Annotated in this window: 24 protein-coding genes and 1 pseudogene; 8 read left to right on the forward strand and 17 right to left on the reverse strand. The window is 45.5% G+C overall.

Annotated features, from left to right (window positions below; translation table 11 throughout):
- Window positions 1-91: 91 nt before the first annotated feature.
- The gene (gene ahpF, locus EMM73_RS12520) at window positions 92-1,636 is read right to left on the reverse strand and encodes an alkyl hydroperoxide reductase subunit F (RefSeq protein WP_127686777.1); all 1,545 of its coding nucleotides are present in this window, start codon (window positions 1,634-1,636) and stop codon (window positions 92-94) included.
- 163 nt (window positions 1,637-1,799) lie between these two features.
- Entirely contained in the window at window positions 1,800-2,366 is a 567-nt protein-coding gene (gene ahpC, locus EMM73_RS12525; protein WP_046518441.1) for an alkyl hydroperoxide reductase subunit C, read from the reverse strand.
- Between the two features lie 489 nt (window positions 2,367-2,855).
- Between ahpC and EMM73_RS20530 the strand changes: the two are divergent.
- A pseudogene (locus EMM73_RS20530) lies at window positions 2,856-3,260 on the forward strand (lytic transglycosylase domain-containing protein).
- Between the two features lie 155 nt (window positions 3,261-3,415).
- On the forward strand, window positions 3,416-4,180 hold the full coding sequence (locus EMM73_RS12535; protein ID WP_127686778.1) for a DUF4097 family beta strand repeat-containing protein: 765 nt from the start codon (window positions 3,416-3,418) through the stop codon (window positions 4,178-4,180).
- A gap of 33 nt (window positions 4,181-4,213) precedes the next feature.
- On the opposite strand, the gene EMM73_RS12540 is transcribed toward EMM73_RS12535, so the two are convergent.
- The 3 genes from EMM73_RS12540 to EMM73_RS12550 form a co-directional block, all read right to left on the reverse strand.
- The gene (locus tag EMM73_RS12540) at window positions 4,214-4,834 is read right to left on the reverse strand and encodes a DUF2238 domain-containing protein (RefSeq protein ID WP_127686779.1); all 621 of its coding nucleotides are present in this window, start codon (window positions 4,832-4,834) and stop codon (window positions 4,214-4,216) included.
- 95 nt (window positions 4,835-4,929) lie between these two features.
- Window positions 4,930-5,457 (reverse strand): GAF domain-containing protein, encoded by a 528-nt coding sequence (locus tag EMM73_RS12545; RefSeq protein ID WP_127686780.1) that lies wholly within the window; start codon window positions 5,455-5,457, stop codon window positions 4,930-4,932.
- A gap of 320 nt (window positions 5,458-5,777) precedes the next feature.
- Window positions 5,778-6,665 carry a tRNA/rRNA methyltransferase gene (locus EMM73_RS12550; RefSeq protein ID WP_127686781.1) on the reverse strand — a complete coding sequence of 296 codons (888 nt, stop codon included), beginning with the start codon at window positions 6,663-6,665 and terminating at the stop codon, window positions 5,778-5,780.
- A gap of 190 nt (window positions 6,666-6,855) precedes the next feature.
- Here EMM73_RS12550 and EMM73_RS12555 point away from each other — a divergent pair, with 190 nt between their 5' ends.
- On the forward strand, window positions 6,856-7,698 hold the full coding sequence (locus EMM73_RS12555) for a 23S rRNA (adenine(2030)-N(6))-methyltransferase RlmJ (RefSeq protein ID WP_127686782.1): 843 nt from the start codon (window positions 6,856-6,858) through the stop codon (window positions 7,696-7,698).
- 11 nt (window positions 7,699-7,709) lie between these two features.
- Window positions 7,710-8,504, forward strand: coding sequence for a S1/P1 nuclease (locus EMM73_RS12560; RefSeq protein ID WP_127686783.1), 795 nt, complete (start codon window positions 7,710-7,712; stop codon window positions 8,502-8,504).
- Here the strand turns inward: EMM73_RS12560 and EMM73_RS12565 are convergent.
- Together EMM73_RS12565 and EMM73_RS12570 are read right to left on the reverse strand one after the other, a co-directional pair.
- Window positions 8,501-10,048, reverse strand: a complete 1,548-nt coding sequence (locus EMM73_RS12565; protein WP_127686784.1) for a response regulator — start codon at window positions 10,046-10,048, stop codon at window positions 8,501-8,503. The two genes, EMM73_RS12560 and EMM73_RS12565, sit on opposite strands and share 4 nt — an antisense overlap.
- Window positions 10,049-10,185: 137 nt before the next feature.
- Window positions 10,186-10,518: a DUF440 family protein gene (locus EMM73_RS12570; protein WP_127686785.1), complete on the reverse strand. Its 333-nt coding sequence runs from the start codon at window positions 10,516-10,518 to the stop codon at window positions 10,186-10,188.
- Between the two features lie 155 nt (window positions 10,519-10,673).
- Between EMM73_RS12570 and EMM73_RS12575 the strand changes: the two genes are divergently transcribed.
- Together EMM73_RS12575 and rlmA are read left to right on the forward strand one after the other, a co-directional pair.
- Window positions 10,674-11,060, forward strand: a complete 387-nt coding sequence (locus EMM73_RS12575) for a VOC family protein (protein ID WP_127686786.1) — start codon at window positions 10,674-10,676, stop codon at window positions 11,058-11,060.
- A gap of 317 nt (window positions 11,061-11,377) precedes the next feature.
- Window positions 11,378-12,199, forward strand: coding sequence for a 23S rRNA (guanine(745)-N(1))-methyltransferase (gene rlmA, locus EMM73_RS12580; protein ID WP_127686787.1), 822 nt, complete (start codon window positions 11,378-11,380; stop codon window positions 12,197-12,199).
- 558 nt (window positions 12,200-12,757) lie between these two features.
- Here rlmA and EMM73_RS12585 read toward each other — a convergent pair.
- The 8 genes from EMM73_RS12585 to EMM73_RS12620 all read right to left on the reverse strand — a co-directional run bounded on the left by EMM73_RS12585 (window position 12,758) and on the right by EMM73_RS12620 (window position 20,274).
- Window positions 12,758-14,230, reverse strand: coding sequence for a hypothetical protein (locus EMM73_RS12585; protein WP_127686788.1), 1,473 nt, complete (start codon window positions 14,228-14,230; stop codon window positions 12,758-12,760).
- A 73-nt stretch (window positions 14,231-14,303) separates the two neighbouring features.
- Entirely contained in the window at window positions 14,304-15,521 is a 1,218-nt protein-coding gene (locus EMM73_RS12590; protein WP_127686789.1) for a serine hydrolase domain-containing protein, read from the reverse strand.
- A gap of 4 nt (window positions 15,522-15,525) precedes the next feature.
- Window positions 15,526-16,029 (reverse strand): gamma-glutamylcyclotransferase family protein, encoded by a 504-nt coding sequence (locus EMM73_RS12595; RefSeq protein ID WP_127686790.1) that lies wholly within the window; start codon window positions 16,027-16,029, stop codon window positions 15,526-15,528.
- Complete coding sequence (locus EMM73_RS12600) at window positions 16,026-16,532, reverse strand: M48 metallopeptidase family protein (RefSeq protein WP_127686791.1); 507 nt, start codon at window positions 16,530-16,532, stop codon at window positions 16,026-16,028. The genes EMM73_RS12595 and EMM73_RS12600 overlap by 4 nt, the downstream gene beginning before the upstream one ends.
- Before the next feature lie 68 nt (window positions 16,533-16,600).
- Complete coding sequence (locus EMM73_RS12605) at window positions 16,601-17,167, reverse strand: hypothetical protein (protein WP_127686792.1); 567 nt, start codon at window positions 17,165-17,167, stop codon at window positions 16,601-16,603.
- The gene (locus tag EMM73_RS12610) at window positions 17,160-17,729 is read right to left on the reverse strand and encodes an RNA polymerase sigma factor (protein ID WP_127686793.1); all 570 of its coding nucleotides are present in this window, start codon (window positions 17,727-17,729) and stop codon (window positions 17,160-17,162) included. Before EMM73_RS12610 ends, EMM73_RS12605 begins: the two co-directional genes overlap by 8 nt.
- Before the next feature lie 54 nt (window positions 17,730-17,783).
- Complete coding sequence (locus tag EMM73_RS12615; protein WP_222422659.1) at window positions 17,784-18,410, reverse strand: energy transducer TonB; 627 nt, start codon at window positions 18,408-18,410, stop codon at window positions 17,784-17,786.
- 295 nt (window positions 18,411-18,705) lie between these two features.
- Window positions 18,706-20,274: a methyl-accepting chemotaxis protein gene (locus EMM73_RS12620; RefSeq protein ID WP_127686794.1), complete on the reverse strand. Its 1,569-nt coding sequence runs from the start codon at window positions 20,272-20,274 to the stop codon at window positions 18,706-18,708.
- A 292-nt stretch (window positions 20,275-20,566) separates the two neighbouring features.
- Here EMM73_RS12620 and EMM73_RS12625 point away from each other — a divergent pair, with 292 nt between their 5' ends.
- Window positions 20,567-21,196, forward strand: coding sequence for an outer membrane beta-barrel protein (locus tag EMM73_RS12625; RefSeq protein WP_127686796.1), 630 nt, complete (start codon window positions 20,567-20,569; stop codon window positions 21,194-21,196).
- 23 nt (window positions 21,197-21,219) lie between these two features.
- Here the strand turns inward: EMM73_RS12625 and rlmC are convergent, their stop codons facing one another.
- On the reverse strand, window positions 21,220-22,371 hold the full coding sequence (gene rlmC, locus EMM73_RS12630) for a 23S rRNA (uracil(747)-C(5))-methyltransferase RlmC (protein ID WP_127686798.1): 1,152 nt from the start codon (window positions 22,369-22,371) through the stop codon (window positions 21,220-21,222).
- Between the two features lie 91 nt (window positions 22,372-22,462).
- Window positions 22,463-23,206 (reverse strand): dienelactone hydrolase family protein, encoded by a 744-nt coding sequence (locus EMM73_RS12635; protein ID WP_127686800.1) that lies wholly within the window; start codon window positions 23,204-23,206, stop codon window positions 22,463-22,465.
- Between the two features lie 148 nt (window positions 23,207-23,354).
- On the opposite strand from EMM73_RS12635, the gene EMM73_RS12640 reads away from it, so the two are divergent.
- On the forward strand, window positions 23,355-24,062 hold the full coding sequence (locus EMM73_RS12640) for an SIMPL domain-containing protein (protein WP_127686802.1): 708 nt from the start codon (window positions 23,355-23,357) through the stop codon (window positions 24,060-24,062).
- Window positions 24,063-24,088: the final 26 nt, after the last annotated feature.

Consider the following 24,088-nt stretch of genomic DNA (forward strand, 5'->3'; position numbering starts at 1 on the left):
TGAAGTAGGTGGTTTAGGGCCGAAAATAAAAGTGGGGTCTGAACACATTAGTTACGCCTAACCAATGTGTTCAGACCCCATTTTCAAGCTATTAATTACGGATCAGATAGTCAAAAGCACCTAAAGCCGCTGTTGCACCACTGCCCATCGCAATAATGATTTGCTTGAACGGTGTATTAGTGGCGTCACCTGCAGCAAACACGCCTTTTAATGACGTCTGGCCGTGGCTGTCGACGATAATTTCGCCACGAGGCGTTAATTCCACTGCACCACGTAACCATTCGGTATTTGGCACTAAACCAATTTGTACAAAGATACCGGCCAGTTCCACAGTTTTGCTTTCACCGTTGGTACGGTCTGTGTATTGTAAGCCAACCACTCTCTGACCATCGCCCAGCACTTCTGTAGTTTGAGCTTGGGTGATAATAGTGATGTTGCCCATAGACTCAGCTTTTTTGATAAGCACTGCATCTGCACGCAGTTTGCTGTCAAATTCCAGCACTGTCACATGCTGCACTATGCCAGCTAAGTCGATAGCAGCTTCAATACCAGAATTACCACCACCTATGACTGCAACTTTTTTGCCTTTAAATAAAGGACCATCACAGTGCGGACAATAGGCCACGCCTTTACCACGGTATTCTTTTTCACCTGGCACATTCATCTCTCTCCAGCGCGCACCGGGGGATAGAACTATGCTTTTACTTTTCAGCACGGCGCCATTTTCAAGCGTGATTTCAAACAATTCATCTTTGCCCAGCTTCACTGCTTTTTGGCTATTCATAATGTCCACTTCGTAATGACGAACGTGAGACTCTAAATTAGCCACCAGTTTTGGACCTTCAGTTTCTTTGACAGAAATAAAGTTCTCAATACCTACAGTGTCCGCCACCTGGCCACCAAAACGCTCGGCAACAATACCAGTGTTCAGGCCTTTACGGGCGGCATAAATAGCAGCTGCAGAACCAGCAGGACCACCACCCACAATCAGCATGTCGAAGTTGTCTTTGGTCTTCAGAGCTTCAGCCTGACGAGCCGCAGCACCGCTGTCGACTTTGTTCAGAATATTGGTCAGGGTAATAGCGCCCTGAGAGAACTGCTGACCATTTAAATACACTGTTGGTACAGCCATGATATTGCGTTTGCTGACTTCATCAGGGAACACAGCACCGTCAATCATGGTGGTTTTAATATTTGGATTCACTGCCGCCATTAAATTCAGCGCCTGCACTACTTCAGGACAGGTCTGGCAGCTTAACGACACAAAGACTTCAAAGTTAAATTCACCCTGCAGTGCAGCAATTTGCTCCAGTACAGCAGCTTCTTCTTTAATGGTGTGGCCACCAGAATGCAATAATGCCAGCACCAATGAAGTGAACTCGTGGCCCATAGGCACACCAGCAAAACGAATTTGAGTGTTCTTCGCAGTAGAGCGCACCAGCATAGATGGCTTTAATACTGCCGGGTCTGTCTCATCTTTTAAATGGATCAGCGAACTTAAACTGGCGATATCTTCGGCCAGACTTTTTAACTCGGCTGCTTTATCGCTGCCGTCTAACGCAACTACCAGCTCCACCGGGCTTTTCAGGTTTTGCAAATAGGTTTTTAATTGGTTCTTTAAGTTGGTATCTAACATATTTGGCCCCTTTCTTATTGCCACAGTCACGGCCACCTTCAGGTGGATTGCCACTGCCCTTTTGGACAAAGCTTCGCCGTACCAGTATGTTCTGGTGAGCAAAACTCACAAATTTCGGAATTAAAGGGGCTGAGAACTCAGCCCCACACAGTCTTAATCAGACTTAGATTTTACCAACCAGGTCTAAAGATGGAGCTAAAGTCGCTTCACCTGGAGTCCATTTAGCTGGACATACTTCACCGTCGTGGTTTGCAACGTATTGTGCAGCCTGAACTTTACGGAACAGTTCTGCAGCGCTACGGCCGATACCTAAGTCGTGAATTTCAGCAACTTTGATTTCGCCTTGTGGGTTGATGACGAAAGTACCACGTAAAGCTAAACCTTCTTCCTCGATCATCACACCGAAGTTACGAGTGATAGTGCCTGTTGGGTCACCGATCATTGGGTAGTTGATTTTCTTGATAGTTTCAGAAGCATCGTGCCACGCTTTGTGAGTGAAATGCGTGTCAGTAGATACTGAGTAAACTTCAACACCGATTTCCTGGAACTTAGGGTAGAAATCAGCCAGGTCGCCTAATTCAGTTGGGCAAACAAACGTGAAATCAGCTGGGTAGAACACTACTACTGACCATTTTCCTAACAGGTCCTGTTCAGTCACTGGAACAAATTTACCGTGATGGAAGGCAGTCGCTTTAAATGGCTTGATGGTGCTGTTGATAATTGAAGACATTGTCTTACTCCATGTTGGTTGGTTATTAAAAATGAACTCGCTTCGATGGAACAAAGAATAGCTGTTCCGAACGATTTGAGATAACGAATTAAATCTATAAAGCTAATCTGTTTTTGTGATTGAAAAACTCAGCTTCTTATCTGTTTTTCCACTTTATTTTACAGTGCTACTATGACATAAGCATAAAAGCTCAGTGCTTACTGCATCTGTAGCGCTATCCTTCTTTGTCTGTTCACACCACAAAAAGTGCAAACAATGACTATGCTCAATGACTTAGAATTAAAATGGGGGCATAAATTGAAACTTCAAGCAGCTAAAGCCCTGACTGGCCGTGTTTTTTATTGCTGGCTCCTACTGCGATTGCAGAGAATCCGCCTCTGTACCCTGACCAGCAAGCCAATGGCGTGACGAGCTTTTCCGACGGGGCCCAAAAACCAGCCTTATCGACTGGTGAGGTTTGATTGTTTCGCCTGCAAAGTGCAAAGCACAGTGGATTGGTACAATACCCCACTGTACTTAGACGACTATCCGCCTGAAATAGCGGCAGCGGCTTTGGATCATCAGTTAGCTCCTGCCCTGTTACGAGCTATGATTCATGCCGAATCTGCTTTTAATCCCAAAGCTTTGTCCAAAACCTGTGCCGCAGGTTTAATCCAGTTCATGCCCGCTACTGCCACTGAAGTGGCAGTGAAAAAGATCTGGCATCAACAACAGAATATCTAGGGCGGAGCTTCTTATCTGGCTTTTTTACCGAAACCTTATAAAGCCAATATCAAACTGGCCAGCGCAGCCTATAACGCAGGGCCAGTTGCTATGGATAAACACCAGCGCATGCCACCTTATGCTGAAACTAAAACCTATGTAGAGCGGGTTCAGTTACTCTGGTTTCGCTAGCAGCAAGCCAGCCAGACTGAAACATTTAAAGATAAAGGGTAACAATTTATAAGTTATTGTTTTTAAAAGGCTTTAACACCTACCTTTCCTTTGCAATTGCTCAGCACAACAGGCAGACTAACAAGACTTTCAAGGAATTGTTTTAAGGACCTGTTATGAAAAAATTGATTGCTGTCTGTATTCCCATCTTATTGCTCAGTGGCTGTGTGATCCACGTAGGTCATAGTTCTGCAACAGAAAATCTGCAACACGAACAACGCCAGTTGCAGTTAAGCGCTGCAGGTTTAAGCGAGTTAAAAGCTGAAACTGAAGCTGGCGACCTGAAAATTGTCGGTGTCAAAGGGGCCAGTCAGATCGAAGTGACCGCCGATATTTATTCCAGCGAAGCCAGACCTTTTACCTTATTACTGGAAAAACAAGGCTCTGCTGCTGTACTGAAGGCTGTCGGTAGCTCTTGTATCGGTATTTGCACTGGTTCCTCAGCTTATGCTGATCTGGTCGTGACAATGCCAGCTGAACTTGCTTTGGCGCTGGAAGACGGTTCAGGTGATATCAGTATTGAAGGCTTAAGCTCTGATCTGGTGATTGAAGATGGCTCGGGCAATTTAACAGTGCAAGGTGGCCGTCATCTGGTACTGGAAGATGGTTCAGGCAATGTCAGCCTGACTCAGCTCAGCGGCAATCTGACTGTCGAAGATGGCTCAGGTGATTTGTTTATTCAGCAGGTTGCAGGCGCTGTAATGGTGGAAGATGGTTCTGGCGATATAGATATTCAGCAAGTCAAAGGTATGGTGACTATCAGTGATGGTTCAGGTGATATCCTGGTGCAACAAGCAGGTGGTTTTACTTTACTCGAGGATGGTTCAGGTGAGCTGAAGATTGATCAGATCAAGGGCCCAGTCAGTTTAAGTAAAGACTAATACATACAGGCATCGACACTAGCAGGTCAGAGTTTAACTCTGACCTTTGTCCACGCCAGTCCGCAGTTGCCTTAGCTGTTTATCATGTAAACTTTTCAGCATAAACCAGCCAAGCAAAGCCCCCATTAAAGCCCAAAGCATATCGGACTGAGTATCCCAGACATAACCCTGGGTGCCCAAAAAGGCTTCGGCTTCTTCACCTGAAGCTAAGGCGACCCACCATTCGATCAGCTCGTAAAAAGCACTGAAGGCTAAACAAAAACAAATACTAAAAAAACATTGCCAGCTTTGACCAAAAATTAATCCTCTACGCAGAATAATTTCGCGGCAAATCATCACGGGAATAAAACCCTGAGCTAAATGCCCGACTTTATCGTAATTATTCCGCTCACCGCCCGTCCAGTCACGGATCCAGTCAAATAAGGGCACTTCGGCATAAGTGTAATGGCCACCGACCATCAAAATCACTGAATGCAGCAAAATTAAACCATAAAGCAAAGGGGTTAATGGAAAACGGCTTTTAGTGACCGCCAGCACAATCAGGCCAATCAAGGCCGGTAAAACCTCCAGCAACCAGGTGAACTGGTCTTTTGGCTCTATGCCAGACCAAATCAGTACGACAAAAAATACTGCTAACCACACACCTTGTTTCATACTGACTCCGTCCTTGACCTATGAATACTATAAAAATAATAAAGTAACAAAAAAACAAGCCTGAATTAAGTTCAGGCTTGTCTTGCATTCAAGGCTTAAAATAAAGCGGCAAACTTCTGTTGCAGTGCGGGCTTTAACGCAAATGTAATCAGTTTAGCGGCTTGATCCAAATAAACTTTTTGCTGTTCTGTCCATACCATCACTTCACCCACATTTTCACAGCAAAACACTCCAACTAACTGGCCGCTGTAACGGATCCCAACATCCAGCAACGAATAAATATCATTGGGTTCAAAATATGCTTCAGTAAAACAGCTGGTTGCGCTATGTTCCATAGCATAAGCTGCATCAATACCACCATCGTTTCGCATTGCTTCAAAGTAGGCTGAAAAGTCATCTTCGTGCAGCGCAATACCTTGATAATGGGTATCCGAATTACGATCATACAGGTCTAAAGCTATTATTTCACTGAGTAAACTGTCGGAGTACAACCACAAACTGGCTCTACTACATCCCAAGGCTGCAGTGATAGTTTCGGTGAGTTGCTGATAAAACTGACTTTCAGAAATTTGTTGATCTTTATATGCTTTCACCAGTAGCAATAAGGCTGATTGATCAGGCATAAAACACTCCCGTTTAGATAAGAACACAGCTTTTGGGTCAAGACGCTCACTACAATGACTCTATAGCGATACAGCTCCAGCATAGCCCTGCTCCACTCTTGCTGCGAGTGACAAACCAGAAAATTTATTCACTCAGGTCAGCTTCATACCTGGTGAGGGATTCAAATGAAAAGCAATATCGCCGCTACCCGTGCTTTTTTAGCTGTCTTATAGGCTTGAGTTTTAATTTGTTAACAGGGCCTTACCTGCCCCACAAAAACAACGGCCTGGCAGCGAATTGCCCTCATTGCGCTAACTGAATACAGTGTATTTGTCTTTACCTACTGCTGTTGGCGATACCATTCACCTAAAATCAGGCTGGCAGCCACGCTGACGTTTAACGACTCCACTTTGCCAGTGCCTGGAATTTGTAAGGCGATATCAGCAGATTTAGCCACAGACTGAGAGACACCAAACATCTCTTCACCAAAAACTATCACGACTTTGGCAGGTAACTGGCTGCTGTACAGCGATACGCCACCATGGCTTGAGGTAGTTACCAGCGTATAACCGGCTTGTTTACATAGCTGCAATGCCAGCGGCAGGTTGTCACAACTTAAACCTTCGACAAACTCTACACCACCTTCAGCAGTGCGCGCTGCAGCGCCGTGCGCCAGTAAATCAGGGTCTTTCATCACAATGCCACTGATACCAAAGTGAGCGCAGCTACGGGCTATAGCACCTAAATTGTGTGGATTACCTACACCATCTAATGCCAGCAAACAATCCTGTTTTTTGCGACCATTTTGGGTTAAATAAGTCGCCAGCGATAGCACGGGCTTACGTTTCACCAACAACACCACACCACCGTGATGCTGGCTGCCTGCTACTTTCTCAAGCTCGGCTTCAGACACTACATGATAGGCTTTTTTATTGGCCGCTAAATACTTCATCAGATCTGCAAACTTAGGCGCCATCTGCTCGCTTAGATACAAACGCACCAAAGCTTCAGGACGTTGCAAGAAGGCCACACGGCAAGCATTTTCACCATAAATTTTGGCTTCTTCCTGCCGATTTTGTTTTAACACTTTGGCAGACACAGCTTTAGGCTGAACAGATTTTGTTTCTGGTTTTTTGGCTACAGCTGCGTTGGTTTTAGTCCATGGTTTCTGTAGTTCTGAACCTGATTGAGTTTTTTTATGCTGAGGTGCTGAAGTTTTACGATTCAAGGGAGATCCTGTACGGGCGCTGTCGCTAATGGTCAGGATTTTAACACTGCACCAGCCAGAACCCCAAGCAACTTATGACTTACCGCGATACACAGAATACTTGCCTTTCTGCTCTGGCGCAGTATGCTGGCGCCTTATGCCGCTATTGCTGCGAAAAACACTGAAACATTACCGTTAAAAGAGTCTTCTTATGCTGAGTTATCGTCATAGTTATCATGCAGGCAATCACGCCGATGTGATTAAACATCTGGTACAGGTGTGTATCCTGAATTACCTAAAACGCAAAGATAAGCCTTTTTGCTATCACGATACTCATGCAGGTGCTGGTTTATACAGCTTGCATAGTGAACAAGCACAAAAAACTGCGGAATACCAAACAGGTATAGACAAACTCTGGAACTACCAGGGTAGCAATACTGATATCCAAGCTTATGTCGATACCATCAAATTGGTAAACGATAGCGACGATTTAGCTTTTTACCCGGGTTCACCCAAAATTGCTGATTTATTATGTCGCGCTACCGACACCATTCAGGCCACCGAATTACACCCAAGCGATCATCCTATTCTGGCCAGTCAGTTTCAGCGTCGCCGCCACAGCCGTATTGAAAAAATGGACGCCTGGGCTGGCTTGCGCGCTATGTTACCGCCTTTATCCAAACGTGGCTTAGTGCTGATTGACCCGCCTTATGAATTAAAAACTGAATATCAGGATCTGATCAAAGGCCTGCAACAAGCTTACCAGCGTTTTCCACAAGGCACTTATGCTATTTGGTATCCGGTGATAGAACGCCAGGCGGTTGAGAGCTTTGTTGAAGCTATTGTCGATACACAAATTCGTAACCAGCTGCGGATAGAATATTGCCCGCAACCAGATACTGAAGGTTTTGGCATGACAGGCAGCGGCATGCTAGTGATTAACCCGCCTTTTACGCTAAAACAAGATATGCAAAGCTGTTTAAAAGAGCTGGCACCATTGCTTTCACAAAGCCCGCTCGCCCACTGGCAAGTCACTCAACTTGTCGATGAATAAGGAAGTACCCTATGCGTAATCTAGTCTTAGCTTTGGCGTTGTTTTGCAGCCCGGTCTTTGCTTTTGGTGAATTAGGCCATCAGATGGTCTGTTCCATGGCCTATCAATTATTAAGCCCGGTCAGCCAGCACAAAGTGCAGCAACTGATGCAATTGCACGAACAGAAAGATTTTACCCAAGCTTGTTCCTGGCCGGATCAGGTGCGCTCACTGCCAGAGTATCAGCACACCAAAGTCTGGCATTACGTCAATATCAAACGTTCTGACACTAAGTTAACCATGCAGCACTGCCCCGCTGAAGGTTGTGTGTTATCCGCTATTGAGCAAGAGCGGAAAAAGCTGACGCCATTTGCACCATCAAAAACCCAGTTAGAAGCTCTGCTTTTTGTCGGACACTTTATAGGTGATTTGCACCAGCCTTTGCATGCGGGTTATGCCGATGATTTAGGTGGCAACAGAACTGCAGTGTATTTCGCAGGTGAGCCGTCGAATTTACATGGCGTCTGGGACAGCCGTATTCTGGAGGCCGCCTCTTATCAGGATGATGCGAAGCAGCAGGCTTTGTATCAGGCACTCAAAGCCAAACAGCAGCAATGGCAAAGCGTCAGTGTGCTGGACTGGGCAAACGAGTCGGTGTTGCTGGTGAAACTGATTTATCAGGGCTACAAACCAGGTATGTTAATAGACGAAAATTACCAGCAACAGCACTTGCCTCAGCTGGAACAAAGGTTGCAGCAAGCTGCTGTGCGTTTAGCTTTAGTACTGGAGCACAGCTTTAACCCGCAGGCCAGTGCAGATCAGCCCTAGTTAAAATTGTCCAGCACAAAGGTTTTGAATTTGCTCAACTTTAACTGGCTAAGCAAACAGGTCAGTTGTTCTTGATGTCTTGCGTTCTGCGGTTCAGCCAGATAAGCCTTATAGTACATTTGAGCCGCAGCACGTAATTCATTTTCTCTTTCATGCCGAAAGCCCATTTCGGCATAAACTTGTCCTCGCTCCGACACTCGGTATATAGAGTGAAAGGCCTGCTGATAGACGCAACCTGCATAGACTTTATGTATGCTATGAGCAAGAAGATTCAAGGCTTTATGTGCAAGATACATAAGATCAAAAGCCGCATTCATTTTGCCAAGCCTTGCCATCAGGGCTGCACCTTGACATTGACTGGCAACAGACATCTGCATAGAGGATAAATGTTGTTTTTGTTTTTCCAGGAAAGCAATAGCTGCGTCTTTCCCCTCCATCAGGCCAATTACACTGCCTTGCAACCATAGGATGTCAACAGCAAACTGACTGGCTTCTTTATCTGCAATCAACTGACGGAAACTGTGTTGCAGCATGGTCTGATACTGAGCAACAGGCTGCTCAGATGTCGGCTGGGCTATTAAAAACACCAGTAGCTTACACAAGCTTAGGGTCAGTACACAAAACTGATAACCACTGCCAGAAAGACGTCTTTTGCGCTCAATCAGTTCAATCGCCTGCTCTGCCTTACCTGAAACCATCATCACCTGTTTTACCAATTGAACAATTTGAGTCGACATAGTTGCAGCCGGAAACTTACTGGCTACATCAAGAGCGCTGGCGTAATCTTCGTTTTCAAGCGCTAAATAGACTTGCCAGACTTCTTTTCTTTCCTGATAACACAGCACCTCACCAGAAGAATCTGCCAGAAAATTAAAGCAGGCATCCAAATCGCCTTGTTCGTAATCCAGCAAAAACTGTAACCACAAAGCCCAGCCCTGCTGCTTGCTGCAAGCAGCTTTAATCAAAGCAGAAGCCGCTTCACAAATACCAAGCTCGAGCAAAAGTTGGGTTTTTAACTGCAACACCGCAAGGGGGGTATCAGCACCCGCTTTTTGTTGCAATTCACCGAGCAACTTAAACGCATCCACATAACGGCGTTTGTGCACCAGAGGCAGCAGTGGATCCATAAAAGGTTGTAAACGAACATGTAGTTTTAACTGTTCGTCGATATGAAACTTGTTGCAGGGCCTGTCGAGAAAATCGACCTGATGAAAAGGATAATCTACAGCATATTTTTGTCGTTCAGAAGCAGAGGAGAGCACAACTAAACGACACAAAGGGCTAACGAAATTTTTTTGCAACAACAGCTCAATCAAATCAGCACCGGACAGTGAAGTTTCAACATCGTAGTCGAGAAAAATCACGTCATAAGCTGCAGAGCTCTCGCCACAGAGCAAGGACTGGGCTGTTCGGCCTAACTCGATTTTTTTAATGCCAAGACCTGTCAGTATTTGCTTTAACTGATGACCAGACGCAGCATCAGCCTCAATCACTAATACATTGAGATCAAAAAATTTACTAAAATCAAACCGGGTCAGACTCAAGCCTTTACCTCATGTTCTGAACATTCAATACCCTGCTGGCAATACCTACTGAGTGTAGGCCTAAGCTGACAGAGCGCAAAAAGAAAATGCAGAAAAACAGTATAGAATCTGAGGCTTGGCTGATGTTTTACTCTGTTCTAGTCCTGTCCGCGCCAACGGGCATGACATAAAGTTTCAAATTTTTCTTTGGATAATAAAATTCTTGCAAGCACAATTTCAGCAACGCCATTGACTTCAGCCAGACCAATACGAGCTTCGACATGGAGCTCAGGGTCAATATCCATGGCGATCATATCCACCCAATCATCGATGGCAGGCACCAGGTCAACATAAGCTGAAGCCGACGCATATTGTTGATATATTGCATAATCTTCAACTGATAAATTCTCTTCTGCCAGCTCTTCAAAAATAGCAAAAGCGTGATCACACAGCTCATCCAAAGACCAGAGTTCCAGTTCTGCACCAGACATTTTTCTCTCCACCAAGATAAAATAAAAATCGCAGTATACCAACAGCCATACTCAACTGCCCAGCAACTCAAGGACAAAAGGCCAATAATTGCTGGCTTCCACTACATCGGATCGGTAGCATAGCGCCAGTTTTTCCTCTGCCGGAACCACCTATCATGAAACAAAGCTTAGGCTTAATAAGTCTGTTAGTGGCTGACTACGACGAAGCGATAGAGTTTTATACGCAAAAACTGGGGTTTGAGTTACTAGAAGACAGCCCACAAGGTGACAAAAGATGGGTGGTTGTGCGACCTAAAGGCGCGTCAGAAGCAGCGATTTTACTGGCCAAAGCCAGTAATGAACAACAAAAGCAACAGATTGGCAATCAGTGTGGTGGCCGGGTTTTTCTGTTTTTAAACACAGACAATTTCTGGCGCGATCACAATATGATGCAACAACAAGGAGTTAAGTTTCTCGAATCTCCACGCGAAGAAACTTATGGTACTGTGGCCGTGTTTGAAGATTTGTACGGTACCCGCTGGGATTTGTTGCAACTGAATTAACTGAGCTTTTATCAGGGTGTGTTGAGGTTTCAGAGTTTTTTTGCAGCAGCTGGCCGGTTTTTATGCAAGACAGCGCGAGTGCAATCTAGCTATTCTGCAAAAACGAGGGCTAACACAGCAGAAAGGCAAGCCAGACGCCATCCTGAACTTTGTTGCCTAATGGATGTAGGTAAGAGGCACGGGCAGGAGCGGAAGCCTCACTCGACACTCATTATCCCGAGGTCAGGTTAACTAACCTTCGTTTCGCGATCAAAGCACCGCCAGAACGAACAAAATCTAATCTCAAAACGTCAACACAGCCTAAAACCGGAGTTGTTATGTACCGCTGCCCACTTTGCCAACAGAGCCTGACTCAACACCACAATAGCTTTGCCTGCGTTCAGGGCCACAGCTTTGATCTGGCCAAAGAGGGTTATTTGCATTTATTGCCAGTGCAGCAAAAAAACTCCAAAGTACCGGGCGATTCTGCATTGATGATGCAATGCCGCCGTGATTTCTTAAATGCCGGTTATTACCAATTGCTGTCCGATGCAGTGAACCAAAGTTTCGCCTCTGTGCTTTCTAAACAGCCTGTAGTGCTCGATTTAGGCTGCGGTGAAGGGTATTACAGCAACAGGTTGATGCACGCTTTGGCAGATAAAGAAGCCTCTCTGTATGGTGTGGATATAGCCAAAACCGCCATTAAAAAGGCTGCCAAAACTTACCCTGCGATTCACTTTTGTGTCGCCAGCGCCTGGCATCTGCCTTTTGCCGATCAAAGTTTTGATACTGCTTTGAAACTATGTGCTCCTTGTGAGCCAAAGGAATTGGCGCGGGTGTTAAAAGCTAACGCTTTGCTACTCACTGTGACCCCGGCTCCAGAGCATTTAGTCGAGATCAAACAACAAGTTTATAGCTCAGTGCGCCTGCACAGTGAACAGATTGAAACTATCCCAGGATTTATCCACCAGCAAAGGCAGGAACTAAAGTATCAACTCACTGATTTGCCCTCTGACATGGTACTGAACCTGCTGGAAATGACGCCCTTAGCTTGGAAATTTAAACCTGAACAAAAACAAGAATTTGCGCAAAGCTCGCCTCAAATTAGCCTAAACTTTTATTTAGATTTATATCGAAAACTCGATGTAAAGATGGAATAACAACAGAGCTCAAAATCTCTTGCGCTTTTTAATCCGTTAAATCGATAGAGTCGATTGAATTAAAACCTTAGATACCCTCTGTATTTCTGTTTAAGCTAAACAGAGTTTAAGGGGTTAAGCGCAAGCGGTTTGATTCATCTCCCAAAACCGCACTCTTTAGCCCGGCTATTCAGCCGGGCATTTTTTATCTCTGGAGCACTGACTATATCGCCCTGAGGATTTCAGCTTTCTGGCGAAATGACCTTAGATCAGCACCTCACCTTGCCCAAGCTTGGTCTTAGCAAAAGATCTGATCCTTGGTAAAAGGTCGTCGAATAATCAACCTGAACCCGTGATACGCAGTGCCACTGAATAGACATCTTTTAACGCCTCTCTGCGTTGCACTGTCTAACCATAGCTTGCTATGACCCAGACCTACGACAAAGCACCTTGAGCTCCACAAAAATCTGTGCATTCGGTCAGCAATGACTTTGTTTGCTTGACGTAATATTTTTACTTCCTTGATTTAATTGGTTAAATCGATACAAGTAGACACTCATTATCCCGAGTTCAGGTTGATCAGTTCTGAATAGTGGTCACTCTGTTCCACAAATTCTGATTTTTACTGTAGGAAAAGTACTCGTCGGGGAACCAGCATTTAGGGATCAGGTCCATATTTTTTCGTTCTTCAAAATTGGAAACCAGCTTACTCAGAATTTCCAATAAACGTTCTTCGCTCATTTTTTCCAGCTTTTTTCTGGCCGCTGGAAAATGAAGGTTATTGTCGACGCTGATCACCACATTAGTGCCAGCATGACTAAACGCCATATTCCGGGTAACAACCCGACAGACAGGTACATCAGGGGCTGGTGGATATAAAGATACGACCAGAGCATACTCATATCTGTCTAAATCACGTTTATCTGAGTCTTTTGGGATATAAGTCACGCCGTAGCCTTGCGGAAACAAGCCGGTAATTTTAATCAGCGCATCCACAGCAGCTTTATGGTAATAACCACGCTCTACTCCACTTTGTAGCACCAGAGCTGCTTTAGGTAAAGATTCATAGCTGTGATTGGACTTGGTGGACAATACCACTGAAGTATAAATTTGCGGTATTTTTAGCAGGTTACCAACGCCACCTTCGGGTTTAATGGCGTTTTTAAGCAAGGTATAGACAAAATTCAATTTGTCTTGTTCGTTCTGATTAAACAGCTCTCGTTCTTCTTTTGAATTTCCCACGTAGCGATCACAAGACAGGCCCTTGGTGACATAGTTCAGGGTCTCCTGATAGTTGATTTTCAGCAGCGCAACGCGGTTTTCCTCGTCCAGTACACGAAACTCATCCTGCTCACCCTCAGCGCCTTTTAGGATAGCCAAAGCATCAGGGTGATAAGTCCCTATGTCTTGTAACAGAGCTGCCATGAGTAACGGTAACTGCACATCGTCTCGAAAAGGTGCATAGTCAGATTTGTAAGCAGCTGCTGAGTCAGCATCCTGCATTTCTTTGGCAGCGCGCATTTTGGCAATAACGTAGTTATTGTTTAGTTCGTTGTCCAACAACAAGCGATCGAGTAAACGCAGGCTCAAGATACCTTTGTACAGATGCTTAAACTTTTGATTAACGGACGCGACATATTTACCATTGCTCGGCGCTAACAGTTGAATGGTGCCCAAAAACTTCGAGGACATTTGTACTGTCTCTTCAAAACTTTCGCCTTCAGTTAACTGCAATACTGTCAAACAAACAGCTTTTAGGGACCTGTAGCGTTCAACTCTGCGGTCATCCAGCATGCGGATATAAAGTTTGAGCCCTGATTGAGCTTCAGCTAACTGTTTTTGCTCACGAGATGATAACTCCTGCTTTTGCTCAAGTCCGCGAACCTGAAGCTGCAGCTTCAGCAGCTTTTCTTCTTGCAGCTTGGCATGACGAAAGTAATCTGTGGCTACTTCATAGACTGAATCGTTCAATGCCGTGGCATCATGGACTTTGCTCAGCACAGTTTTGACGGTTTTACTGTACGAAGACTGACTTATGCTTCCCATCGACATAACGCACATCTGTCCTTTTTTGCCGGCTATTTTGTTATGAGCTTTGAAGTATAGCAGCCACTGAGTTCCTTTCTTAGTCTGCCAACATCGGTACTTGCCACTCTTGTTCAGGATCAATCTCGAGCTGCCATTCCTCTTGCATCTGCGCAGCAATTTTTTTCTTGTTCTGTGGTTTAACCGCAAGCAAATTTGACCAGAACCAGGTAGATAAGTCTCCGACCAAATTGGTTTCAGCATTAATCAGTACCACCAAACCCACACCTTTGTCTTTGGAGTAGGCCATTTCAGTGCGGTAACCTTTAACCCAACCTCCGTGATAATAAACATCATTGCCACCGAAGTTAAAGATGCGCACCCCCAATCCATAATGCGAAGTTGTGACGTACTGACCCCAGGTACGCCCACCTAAATCATCTGCGACCTTGACTCTTTTATTGCGCACATCCTGCAACATAGCTGGACTTAGTACCGAGGGATAATGACCTAATTGCGCTATCAGCCATTGGCTCATATCCATCACGCTGGCATTGACACCAGCGGCTGGACTGACCCTGTAATAACTGGGATTCACCTTCGCTTCTGCCCAACCTCTTTTCGCCCGGACATGCGGCATAGCGCGATTTTTAGACGCTAAAAACGCGGAATAACCCACGGAGGCTGTTGGCATTTTTAATGGTTTAAATAGTTTTTGCTCCATCAGGCTTTCAAAGCTGTTGCCTGTGGTTTTTTCCATAACAGGGCGGATCAGGCTGAACAAAACATTCTGATAACCATAACATTTACCAGGTGCACAACGGGGATTCAAATAGCGGAACTTAGGCAAAATTTGCGCCGGAGTTTGATTGGCTTCAATTAAATCATCATAGGTATTTGGCACCAAGCCTGCACTTTGCGACAACAAATGCTCTACCTTCAAAGCGCCAGTATGCCTTGGGCTTTTGAAAGAAAAAGCGGGCACATAACGAGTAACCGTATCATCCCATTTAAAATGCCCCTGGTGCACCAGTAAAGAAGACAACTGACCAGTAAAGGTTTTGGATACAGACGCCAGTCGAAACACTGTATAAGCGTCTATTTTTGATTTAGTGCCAACATTCCGAACCCCATAGGTACCCACTTTGACGACTTTGTTGTCTTTGACAATAGCGTAGGCTGCGCCAGGTATATGGTTCTTTTTTAATGTTTGACGAAAATGCCTGTCAAAATTGGTAGCTAGTTTATCAACATCCGCTGCCAGTAACTGGGGGGAAAAGACGAAGAAGGCGCCCACCAGTAATTGGATTAATTTCAATGTATCAGTCCTCAGACAAAGGAGTACCCTTTGTTATAGCGCTAGTATGGGAACGCAAGCTATGATAAGTCGCGAGCATCGAGGGTATCAGCTCTGTGATTAAATATTCTTTATGGCTTTGACTGACCTGTTGCAAAGACCATTCCCCACTGAGATAGGGCTGCAAAGCTGGTCCAGCAGTATAACACCAAGCGTCCAGCCATAACCCCAGAGACTGAACTCTCACTTTTTGCCGCAGATATAAACCTGAGTCCAGCTCCTCAAAAAAATCCAGCAGTGCAAGATCTTCAGCTAACACCTCTAACAGCAGCTGTCCATGCTGGAGATCGCCAACAGAATGAGCCAAAGCTGGTACTGGCGTCTCTCCGGGTTGCTGGCTTAACCCATATCTTTTGTAGTCAACAAGGCTGGCCGGCTGCATCACATAGTTTTTACCTGTAATAGCAAACACTACTTCGGGTAGCATCAACAAACCATAGACGAAAACTGCATCACCCTCAGGTTTCATATCGCTTTCCCCTCCAGTTGCCTCAAAGTTAAAAACAAACGCAAATCAAATTCCAGTTGATGATACTGGGGTTCCATATGCAGACACAATTGATAAAAGGCTTTGTTGTGATCTTTTTCGCGCAAATGCGCTAACTCATGCACAACCACCATTTTTAACAGCGCAAATGGCAGCTGTTTAAACAAAGCAGAAATTCTGATCTCTTGTTTAGCTTTCAGTTTACCGCCTTGCACCCTGCTGACAAAACTATGCAAACCCAAGCTGTTGTCCAGGTGAATTTTTCCATCAAAACACACTTTGCTGACCGGAGGACTGGATTTTACAAAACGCTGCTTTAGTTCTTGCGTAAACTGATACAGACTTTTGTCATTCTGAATATCATGCGACATCTCTGGATAACGACTTGCCAGAACTTCTGCCAGACGGCCCTGAGTAATCAGGGACTGCACTTGCAACAGCACAGCTTCGGGGTAAGAGGTCAAAAATTTTAACAGGGGTTCCACTAAGCATCATCCGGCATAAAAATGACGCTTAGTGTATAAAAATAACTGCTGCGATGTGAATGTTTTCTTTAGCTACCGCAATGCAAAGGGGCTTTGCCTGAAATGACCGCCAGAATTTGGCCCTGCTGACCTGTTTTAAGTTCAACCCACTGTCCGCTTCGCCACTGCAGGTCCTGCTGTAACTCCGACGCCAATAGCTGATCAATTTTAACCAGCAGTTGATCACAGACTTCAACTTGCCAGTGTTGGCCGCTAAAACTGAGTTGCCCCACCAGACTGTTACTTTGCTCAAGCTGGTCACGGGCTTGCTGGTAATGTTGGTATCGCTGCTGATAAGTGGTTTGCCGTGATGCAGTATCCGCTTTAGCTAAAGTATGTAATTGCACCTGATGATAGCTTGCATCCGACTGCACCAGAATTTGGTAGTACTCTGGTTGCCCCCAAAGTTGTTGCCCTAACCAAATAAGCGCCACAGAAGCGGCCAGCCCTTGTACAACAGACCAGTAAGATGTCCAGTTCGTTTTGGCTTGCTCGGATTTCAGCTGCAAGAGCTGCTGCCTCAGTTGAGCAGGCATGGGGTGTTCAGCTTTGCTTTGGCGATACAAGCGCTGTAGTTTTTCGTCCAGCTTATTCATCGTGCTCTCCACACTGTTTTACCAGAGCCTGTCGCGCATAACGCAGGCGGCTTTTGACCGTTTCAGGCTCTGCTGTGGTGATTTGGGCTATTTGCAGTACGCTGAATCCCTCCAGTTGTAGCAACAGAGCTTCGCGTTGCAATAACGGTAGTTGCATTAACAAATCCTGTAGCTTTGTTTCATTTTGTTGCTGCTCTACTAAATCAGCCGGGCTATATTCCTCTGTGGCTAAGTCTTCCTGGTTGTCGTAGCACCAGCGTTTTTGCTTTCTGAATTCGTCCAGCATTAAGTTACGGCCTATCGCAAACAACCAGGTTTTAAAACTGCTATGCCCGGCAAATTGTTGTTTTTGCTCCATCACTTTTAACCAGCTCTGCTGACTTAAGTCTGCCGCCAGCGCAGGATCGCTTTGTCTCAGTAGAAAATGATACAAATCATTGCCGTAGCATTGGATCAACTGAGTAAGATAAGCGGGCTTATCTGTTTGTACATAACTTTGCATCAACTGCTGTGGATCAGTCTCAGGCAGAGTCTGATCCCGATTGAACCAGGATAACAGCATCCCTTACTCCTCTTTCCGCCTTAGCCGCAACCAAGGGCTGTGGACCTGTTATATTTATGCTTTATCCAGACTAAAATCCAGCTGCACTTGCAAATTACGTTGCACCACAGCTTTCCCGTTGACCAGTTGAGGTTGATACTTCCAGGCTCGCAAGGCTTTGACAGCTTCCCGATCAAACAGACGTTTGGGTTCAGCATCCAGCACTTCAACATCAATTACAGCGCCAGTGGCATCTATTGAAAAACTCAACTTAACCCAACCTTCTATACCATTTTTTGCCGCTTCAACCGGATATCTGGGATCAATCCGAACTATGGCTGTAGCAGTTTTATCCATCAGGGTTACTTCTCTGGCTTCACCTAAATCCGGTGCAGGCATTACGGGATCTAAAGATAACTCAATGAAAGGGCCAGAATCTCCAGTGCTTTCAGGCGCCACAGTTGTAGGTCTTGTCACAGGTTTAACCGGCTCTGGCAAAACACGCACTATGGTAGTAGCAGCACGATCTTTTCTTGGTTCGTGCAGCTCGCTCTCTATCGTGACCATAGGTGGCTGTAGTGAGACTTTATCACTGCCTATAAGCTGCTGCATTAAGGCGAATAATAAAAAGGTGATCAGCAAAGCCGGTGCTGTAGCCAGCATCATCTTCTGTTTATCTGTGCTTGTTTCAAAGGCGTTCATCTGGTTTTCTCCTGTTGTTTTTCAGTTAGACGAAACAGCAAGGAAAAAGGGGTTAAGCCGTTATGAAAAAATTATGGCTGAACTGATAAACTTCGGACCCACTGAGTTCAATTAGAGTCTGGCTTCTTCAGTACATCTCGAAAAAACTCATTGCATCTGATTGAAGCGCGTGAAAGCACCTCACTGCAAAACTGCACATCTAATGGCTGACACAATAAATGTAGATGCAGGAGCAGGCCATCTACTGAGGGAAAGGCGCAAGTAGATGACCATCGCCGATATTGGCCTGGATTGATTACACTTTACGGAAACGTTCTACCAACTCATGCAATTGTTCAGAGGTATTCTGCAAATCTTTACCACTTTCGCTGACAGCAGTCCCCTGCTCCAGAGATTTGCTGGCTAAATCTGAAATACTAACAATTTGCTGATTAATATCTTCAGCTACATGGGCTTGTTCCTCCACTGCAGCAGCCATTTGTCCCGCCATAGCAGCAATACTGCTCACTGCAACACTGATCCCTGCCAATGCTTGTTCAGTTTGAGCCACCTGAGTCGCGCCTAACTCAGCGTCCTTACGACCATTTTCTGCGACCTGAACCGAAGCTTTAGCTTTGGTCGACAGTTGCTGGATAATGTCGTAAATCTCTTTGGTGGATGCCGTAGTGCGTGATGCTAACAACCTGACTTCGTCAGCAACCACAGCAAAGCCCCGGCCTTGCTCACCAGCTCGTGCCGCTTCAATAGCAGCGTTTAATGCGAGCAGGTTCGTTTGCTCTGCGATTTGCTCAATAATTTGAGCCGCCCCAACAATTTTGTTGGTTTGATCAGCCAGATCAGCAACTGACTGACTGATGTCATTCACAGTTTTTTGTAACTGTTGCATGGCACCACGAGTTTGACCTGCCACAGCGGAGCCAGAACGGGCTAAGGTATCAGCGTCTTCAGCTTTAGTGGCTGTGTCCTGAACGTGGGAAGACACTTCGGCAATAGTAGTGGTCATCTCGTTCATCGCAGTCGCCACTTGCTCAGTTTGCATTTGCTGTTTTCGAATACTGTCTGCTGCGTCGACTGACATGTGTCGCACTTTTTCAGACAACACAGCCACTTTAGTAGACGAATCTTCAATCCGGGTTAATACCGTATTTAAGTGTGCACTCTCAGCAAGCAATGCCACCTCCAATTGCCCTAATCTTCCTTGATGCTTTGCGTACGAAGCAACAGCCAAAGCGTCTGTAAAAGCGGTAGGCAATAAGCTAAGTAAGCTGTTGAGGGATTGTTTGTACCGAACAACTCCAACAACGTAGGCTAATACCGCCGTCAGAGCAAAGGCAACAGCGGCGACGCCAGAACCCAAAGTCCACCATAAAATGCTAGAAACCAGCACCGCCACCCAAGGTAAAATAGACCAACGCAAATCTGAAGCTACATCTGAGCCTGCATTGTGAGTATTTTTGCCGTCCTTAATAGCTTTATACAATTGCTCAGCGTGAGCAACCTGAGCGCGGGTAGGTACAGTACGAACCGACTCATACCCTACGATACGGCCATGTTCAGTGACAGGTGTCACATACGCATTAACCCAATAATGATCTCCATTTTTACACCGATTTTTTACCAACCCCATCCAGGGTTTACCTTGCTGTAAATAGTCCCACATGGTTTTAAATGCAGCTTCCGGCATATCAGGATGCCTGACAATATTGTGAGGTTTTCCTACTAACTCCTCTTTACTAAAACCACTGATCGAAACAAAGGCGTCGTTGCAATGCAAAATGGTACCTTTGATATCAGTAGAGGAAATCAACTGCTGTTCTTTCGGAAAAGTACGTTCTTTTTCGGTGACAGGTAGGTTGTTACGCATTAACTACACTCTCCTTAGTGGTGAACTACAGGACTCACTTCAACAACTGTAAAAAGACGATAGAGAAATGAAAATACTGGTAAAAACCTAGCAGCAGATCCGCGACTTAGAAAGGAAAGCTCAAAAAAACACTCAATATTACGAAGAAAAGACTGAAAAAGCCAAAACAGGCTCGCATGACAACACAAAATTTAACTTTTTAGTTATGCTTTAAGCACAAATGGAGATTTATTTTTACAGCCTGTTACTTTATGATTCGCCCCCCTAAGGAATTGATTGATAAAAGAATACCATGAACTATCTCACAGCCATCTGCTTTGCCACCACTTTGCTGGCTTCCGTCTCTGCACATGCTAACCTGAATCAGTTCAGCTATTTTAGTCTGTCTGCTGCTCAGCAAAGCTATGATGATGTGCGTTTTGCGAGCATGGAACAACAACAGCTGTTGCAGCCAGCAACATTAGAACAAAGTGACTCAGGCATAGGATTCAGAGTGGCTGCAGGTTTTCAGTTTAATAAATATCTGGCCCTGGAGCTTGGTGTGCTGAGCCCGGCAAAAGCCGATTTTTCGATTTACACTGAAGCGACTGAAACCACAGAGCGTACTACTCTGATTGCTGGCGAGTTAACAGCACTGGGCGCCGACAGCCGGCTTATTTTGTCTTATCCCTTTAATAATGACTGGTATGTTCGGGGCCAATTGGGATTGGTATGGCAAAGCGCTACGCAGGAACAACTCAGCACTCTTGATCCCTATGAAGTGCAGGAAACAAAAACTACAGCTACATCAACACTGCTGGCCGCAGGTTTTGGCTACAGCATCAACAGCAATATGTCACTTGCCTTTGATGTTGAATCTGGTGAACTGATGGATTTGGATCAACAAAGCTACAGCTTATCTTTGTTATTTCGTTTTAACTAAAAGGCTGCTGGGTCAGCACAGATTCAGCTCAGCAGATCCCGTCGCTGCAGCAGGGTTAACACCTCTGCATGATGGGTATGAGGAAACATATCAAACAGCTGTACTTTGAGCAGTTGGTATTCTGTTGTCAGCAAGGCTAAATCGCTGGCCAGCGTATCAGGATTGCAGCTGGAATAAATCAGCCATGCTGGTTGTAACGCCAACACTGAATTGCAAAGTTCCGACCCCAAGCCCCGACGTGGTGGATTCACCAGCAGCAGATCGGGTCTTTGTTCTGCCGCTTTGGCAAAAGCAGTGGCATCTAAAGCCTGAAATTTTACTTCAGTAAGTCCAAGTTCAGCGGCTGAACGTGTTGCACTGGCAATGGCTTTGGGCGCAATTTCAATACCAGTTAAAGCCCGAACCTGACCCTGTGTTGAACTGGCCAGATGCAAACCAAAACCACCTACTCCGCAAAATAAATCCCAAAGCTTATGGCCTGATAAGGGTTCTGCCCATTGTTTTGCTGTGGCATACAAAGCTGCAGCCACTGTGCTGTTGGTCTGGAAAAAGCTTTGTGGCGTCAAATAAAGCGGAATGCCGTTTAACTGCTCGCGCAACAAATCTGCTGAAGTTAGCACAATTTCTTCCGGCCCTTCCAGCACCGCCATATGCACGGGCTGAAGATTCACCGAACAGACCTCAAGTTCAGGCCATTGCTGCTGCAACCAGGTTAAATGTTTTTGGATTGAGGCCAGGCAGTTTTTCGAGCGCAGCACAAACCGCAGCATAAAACGGCCAGAATGCTGACTTTGACTGAGTAAAACAAGCTTCAGCTCGCCCTGTTTTTGCTCCAGTTGATAAGGGGTTAAACCAGCGCGTTGAATAAAGCGTTTAATCAGAGCAAAAGCCGGCTCAAAGGCTGGCGGATACAAAGGGCAAGCGGATAAATCGACAGGTTGTTGGCCGTTCAGAATGCCCAGCACAGGCTCTGCAGCTGTGCCAGACACCACCATTTTGGCTTTAGTGCGAAAGCCTTGTACGTCACTTGCTACTGCAGGCAGCAGTTCAGCTCCAGTAAAAGACGCCATCAAAAGCGCCAGTTTCTGTTGTTTTTGTGCTAATTGTTCAGCATAAGGCACAGCAAGCTGGCTACAGGAGCTACAACGTCCGGCTAAAAACTCAACACAATTCATCGTCTCTCAACTGTACTTAAAGGCCTGTAAGGATTAGCCGTCATTTTACGACGTTAAGCAAAGCCAAAGCCAGAAAAACTGCCTGTGGCAGCTACATCTGGCGAAACAAAGCCACAGCCTGCTGATAGTTATGCAACGCCAAAGCTGCATCATAACGCTCACCTTCATCACGCATAAAAGCATGCTGAGCATTGTATTCATACCAGCTGAAATGAACTTTGGCCTGGGTTAGTTGTTGATAGACGTTCTGCCGCCCTTCAGCAGACACATGAGGGTCTTGTTTGCCCCACACCATCACCAGTTCGCCCTGAATATCAGCCGCGCGGCTTAAGGTCTGCTGGCCTTCGCCACAAGGTAAGGTATCGCTGTGCAGATCTGTGGCATACAAGCAATAAGTGGCTTTGATAGCCGGATTGAGCGCAGCACGAAATGCCAGATGACCGCCAATACAGACGCCCATAGCCCCAACTTCAGGCCGGACATAAGGCAGGCTTTTTAAATAATCCAACATGGCCTGATTGTCGCTGTCATAACTTTCCAGCGGCTTAGTCCATTTGTCCTGATTGCCTTTGTCTTTGCCTGCATCGTCATAAGCCAGCACTGTGCCCAGCGGATTTAATTCATGAAAAATCTCAGGCACCAGCACCACAAAACCATGACTGGCAAGCAGTGCAGCACTGCGGGCTATAGGAGCAGTTTGCTGAAAAATCTCGGAATAAAACAAAATAGCCGGAAAGGTTTTACCCAGAGTAGCAGCCCCTAATGGCTGGTACTGATACACCAGCATAGGCCCGGTTGGCGTAGTTAAGGTGATTTTTTTGTGTTCAATTTGCATAAAAAAGTCGTCTGCATAGAAAGCTGGATATCTATCATAAAGAGCAAAAGCAAAAGTCACTAGTAAGATTTCTTCGTTCAGACAAGTATTAATCAGGCATTCAGTTGAAGGGCATAAACTTGAATCATCAGATAACAGGAGTTTTTATATGAATCAGTCCCGTTTATGGCTTTCTGCAGCAGTTCTGGCTCTGGGTATAGTTGCAGGCAGCGCTATTTTAGCCAGCAGTCTGCTCCAGTTCAGGGCTATGGAGCGCGTTGTTCAGGTCAAAGGTTTAGCTGAACGGGAAGTTGCCGCAGATACGGTGATTTGGCCTATTAAATTTAACGATGTCGACAATAACCTGACCACGCTGGTGGCTAATGTTGAGCGTAAAAACGAGCAAATTCAGGCGTTTTTGAAACTGCAGGGCTTTAGTCCAAAAGAGATCTCTGTGGCTGTGCCACAAATTGTCGATCGTCAGGCAGGTTATTACGACCCGAATGCCAATCAGCTGCGTTACACCGCCAGCTCTATTGTCACCGTATACAGTAGCAATGTCGATTTAGTGCATCAGGCGATGGCGAAGTTACTGGAGCTGAGTAAAACCGGCATTGCCATAGCAGGGCAGGATTATGACAGTAAGCCTGAATTTATTTTCAGTGGTTTAAACGAATTAAAACCTGACATGATTGAAGAGGCCACCCGCAATGCGCGTGAAGTGGCCACTAAATTTGCCGCTGATTCAAACAGCAAACTGGGCAAAATTAAAACCGCCAGCCAGGGTCAGTTCAGTATCAGCGACCGTGACAGCAATACACCTTATATCAAAAAAGTAAGAGTGGTCGCGACGGTTGACTATTACCTGTCAGATTAGTAACGATTTTACCAAGGGAGCCCATG

This window comes from Rheinheimera sediminis (genome assembly GCF_004005375.1).
GTDB lineage: Bacteria > Pseudomonadota > Gammaproteobacteria > Enterobacterales > Alteromonadaceae > Pararheinheimera.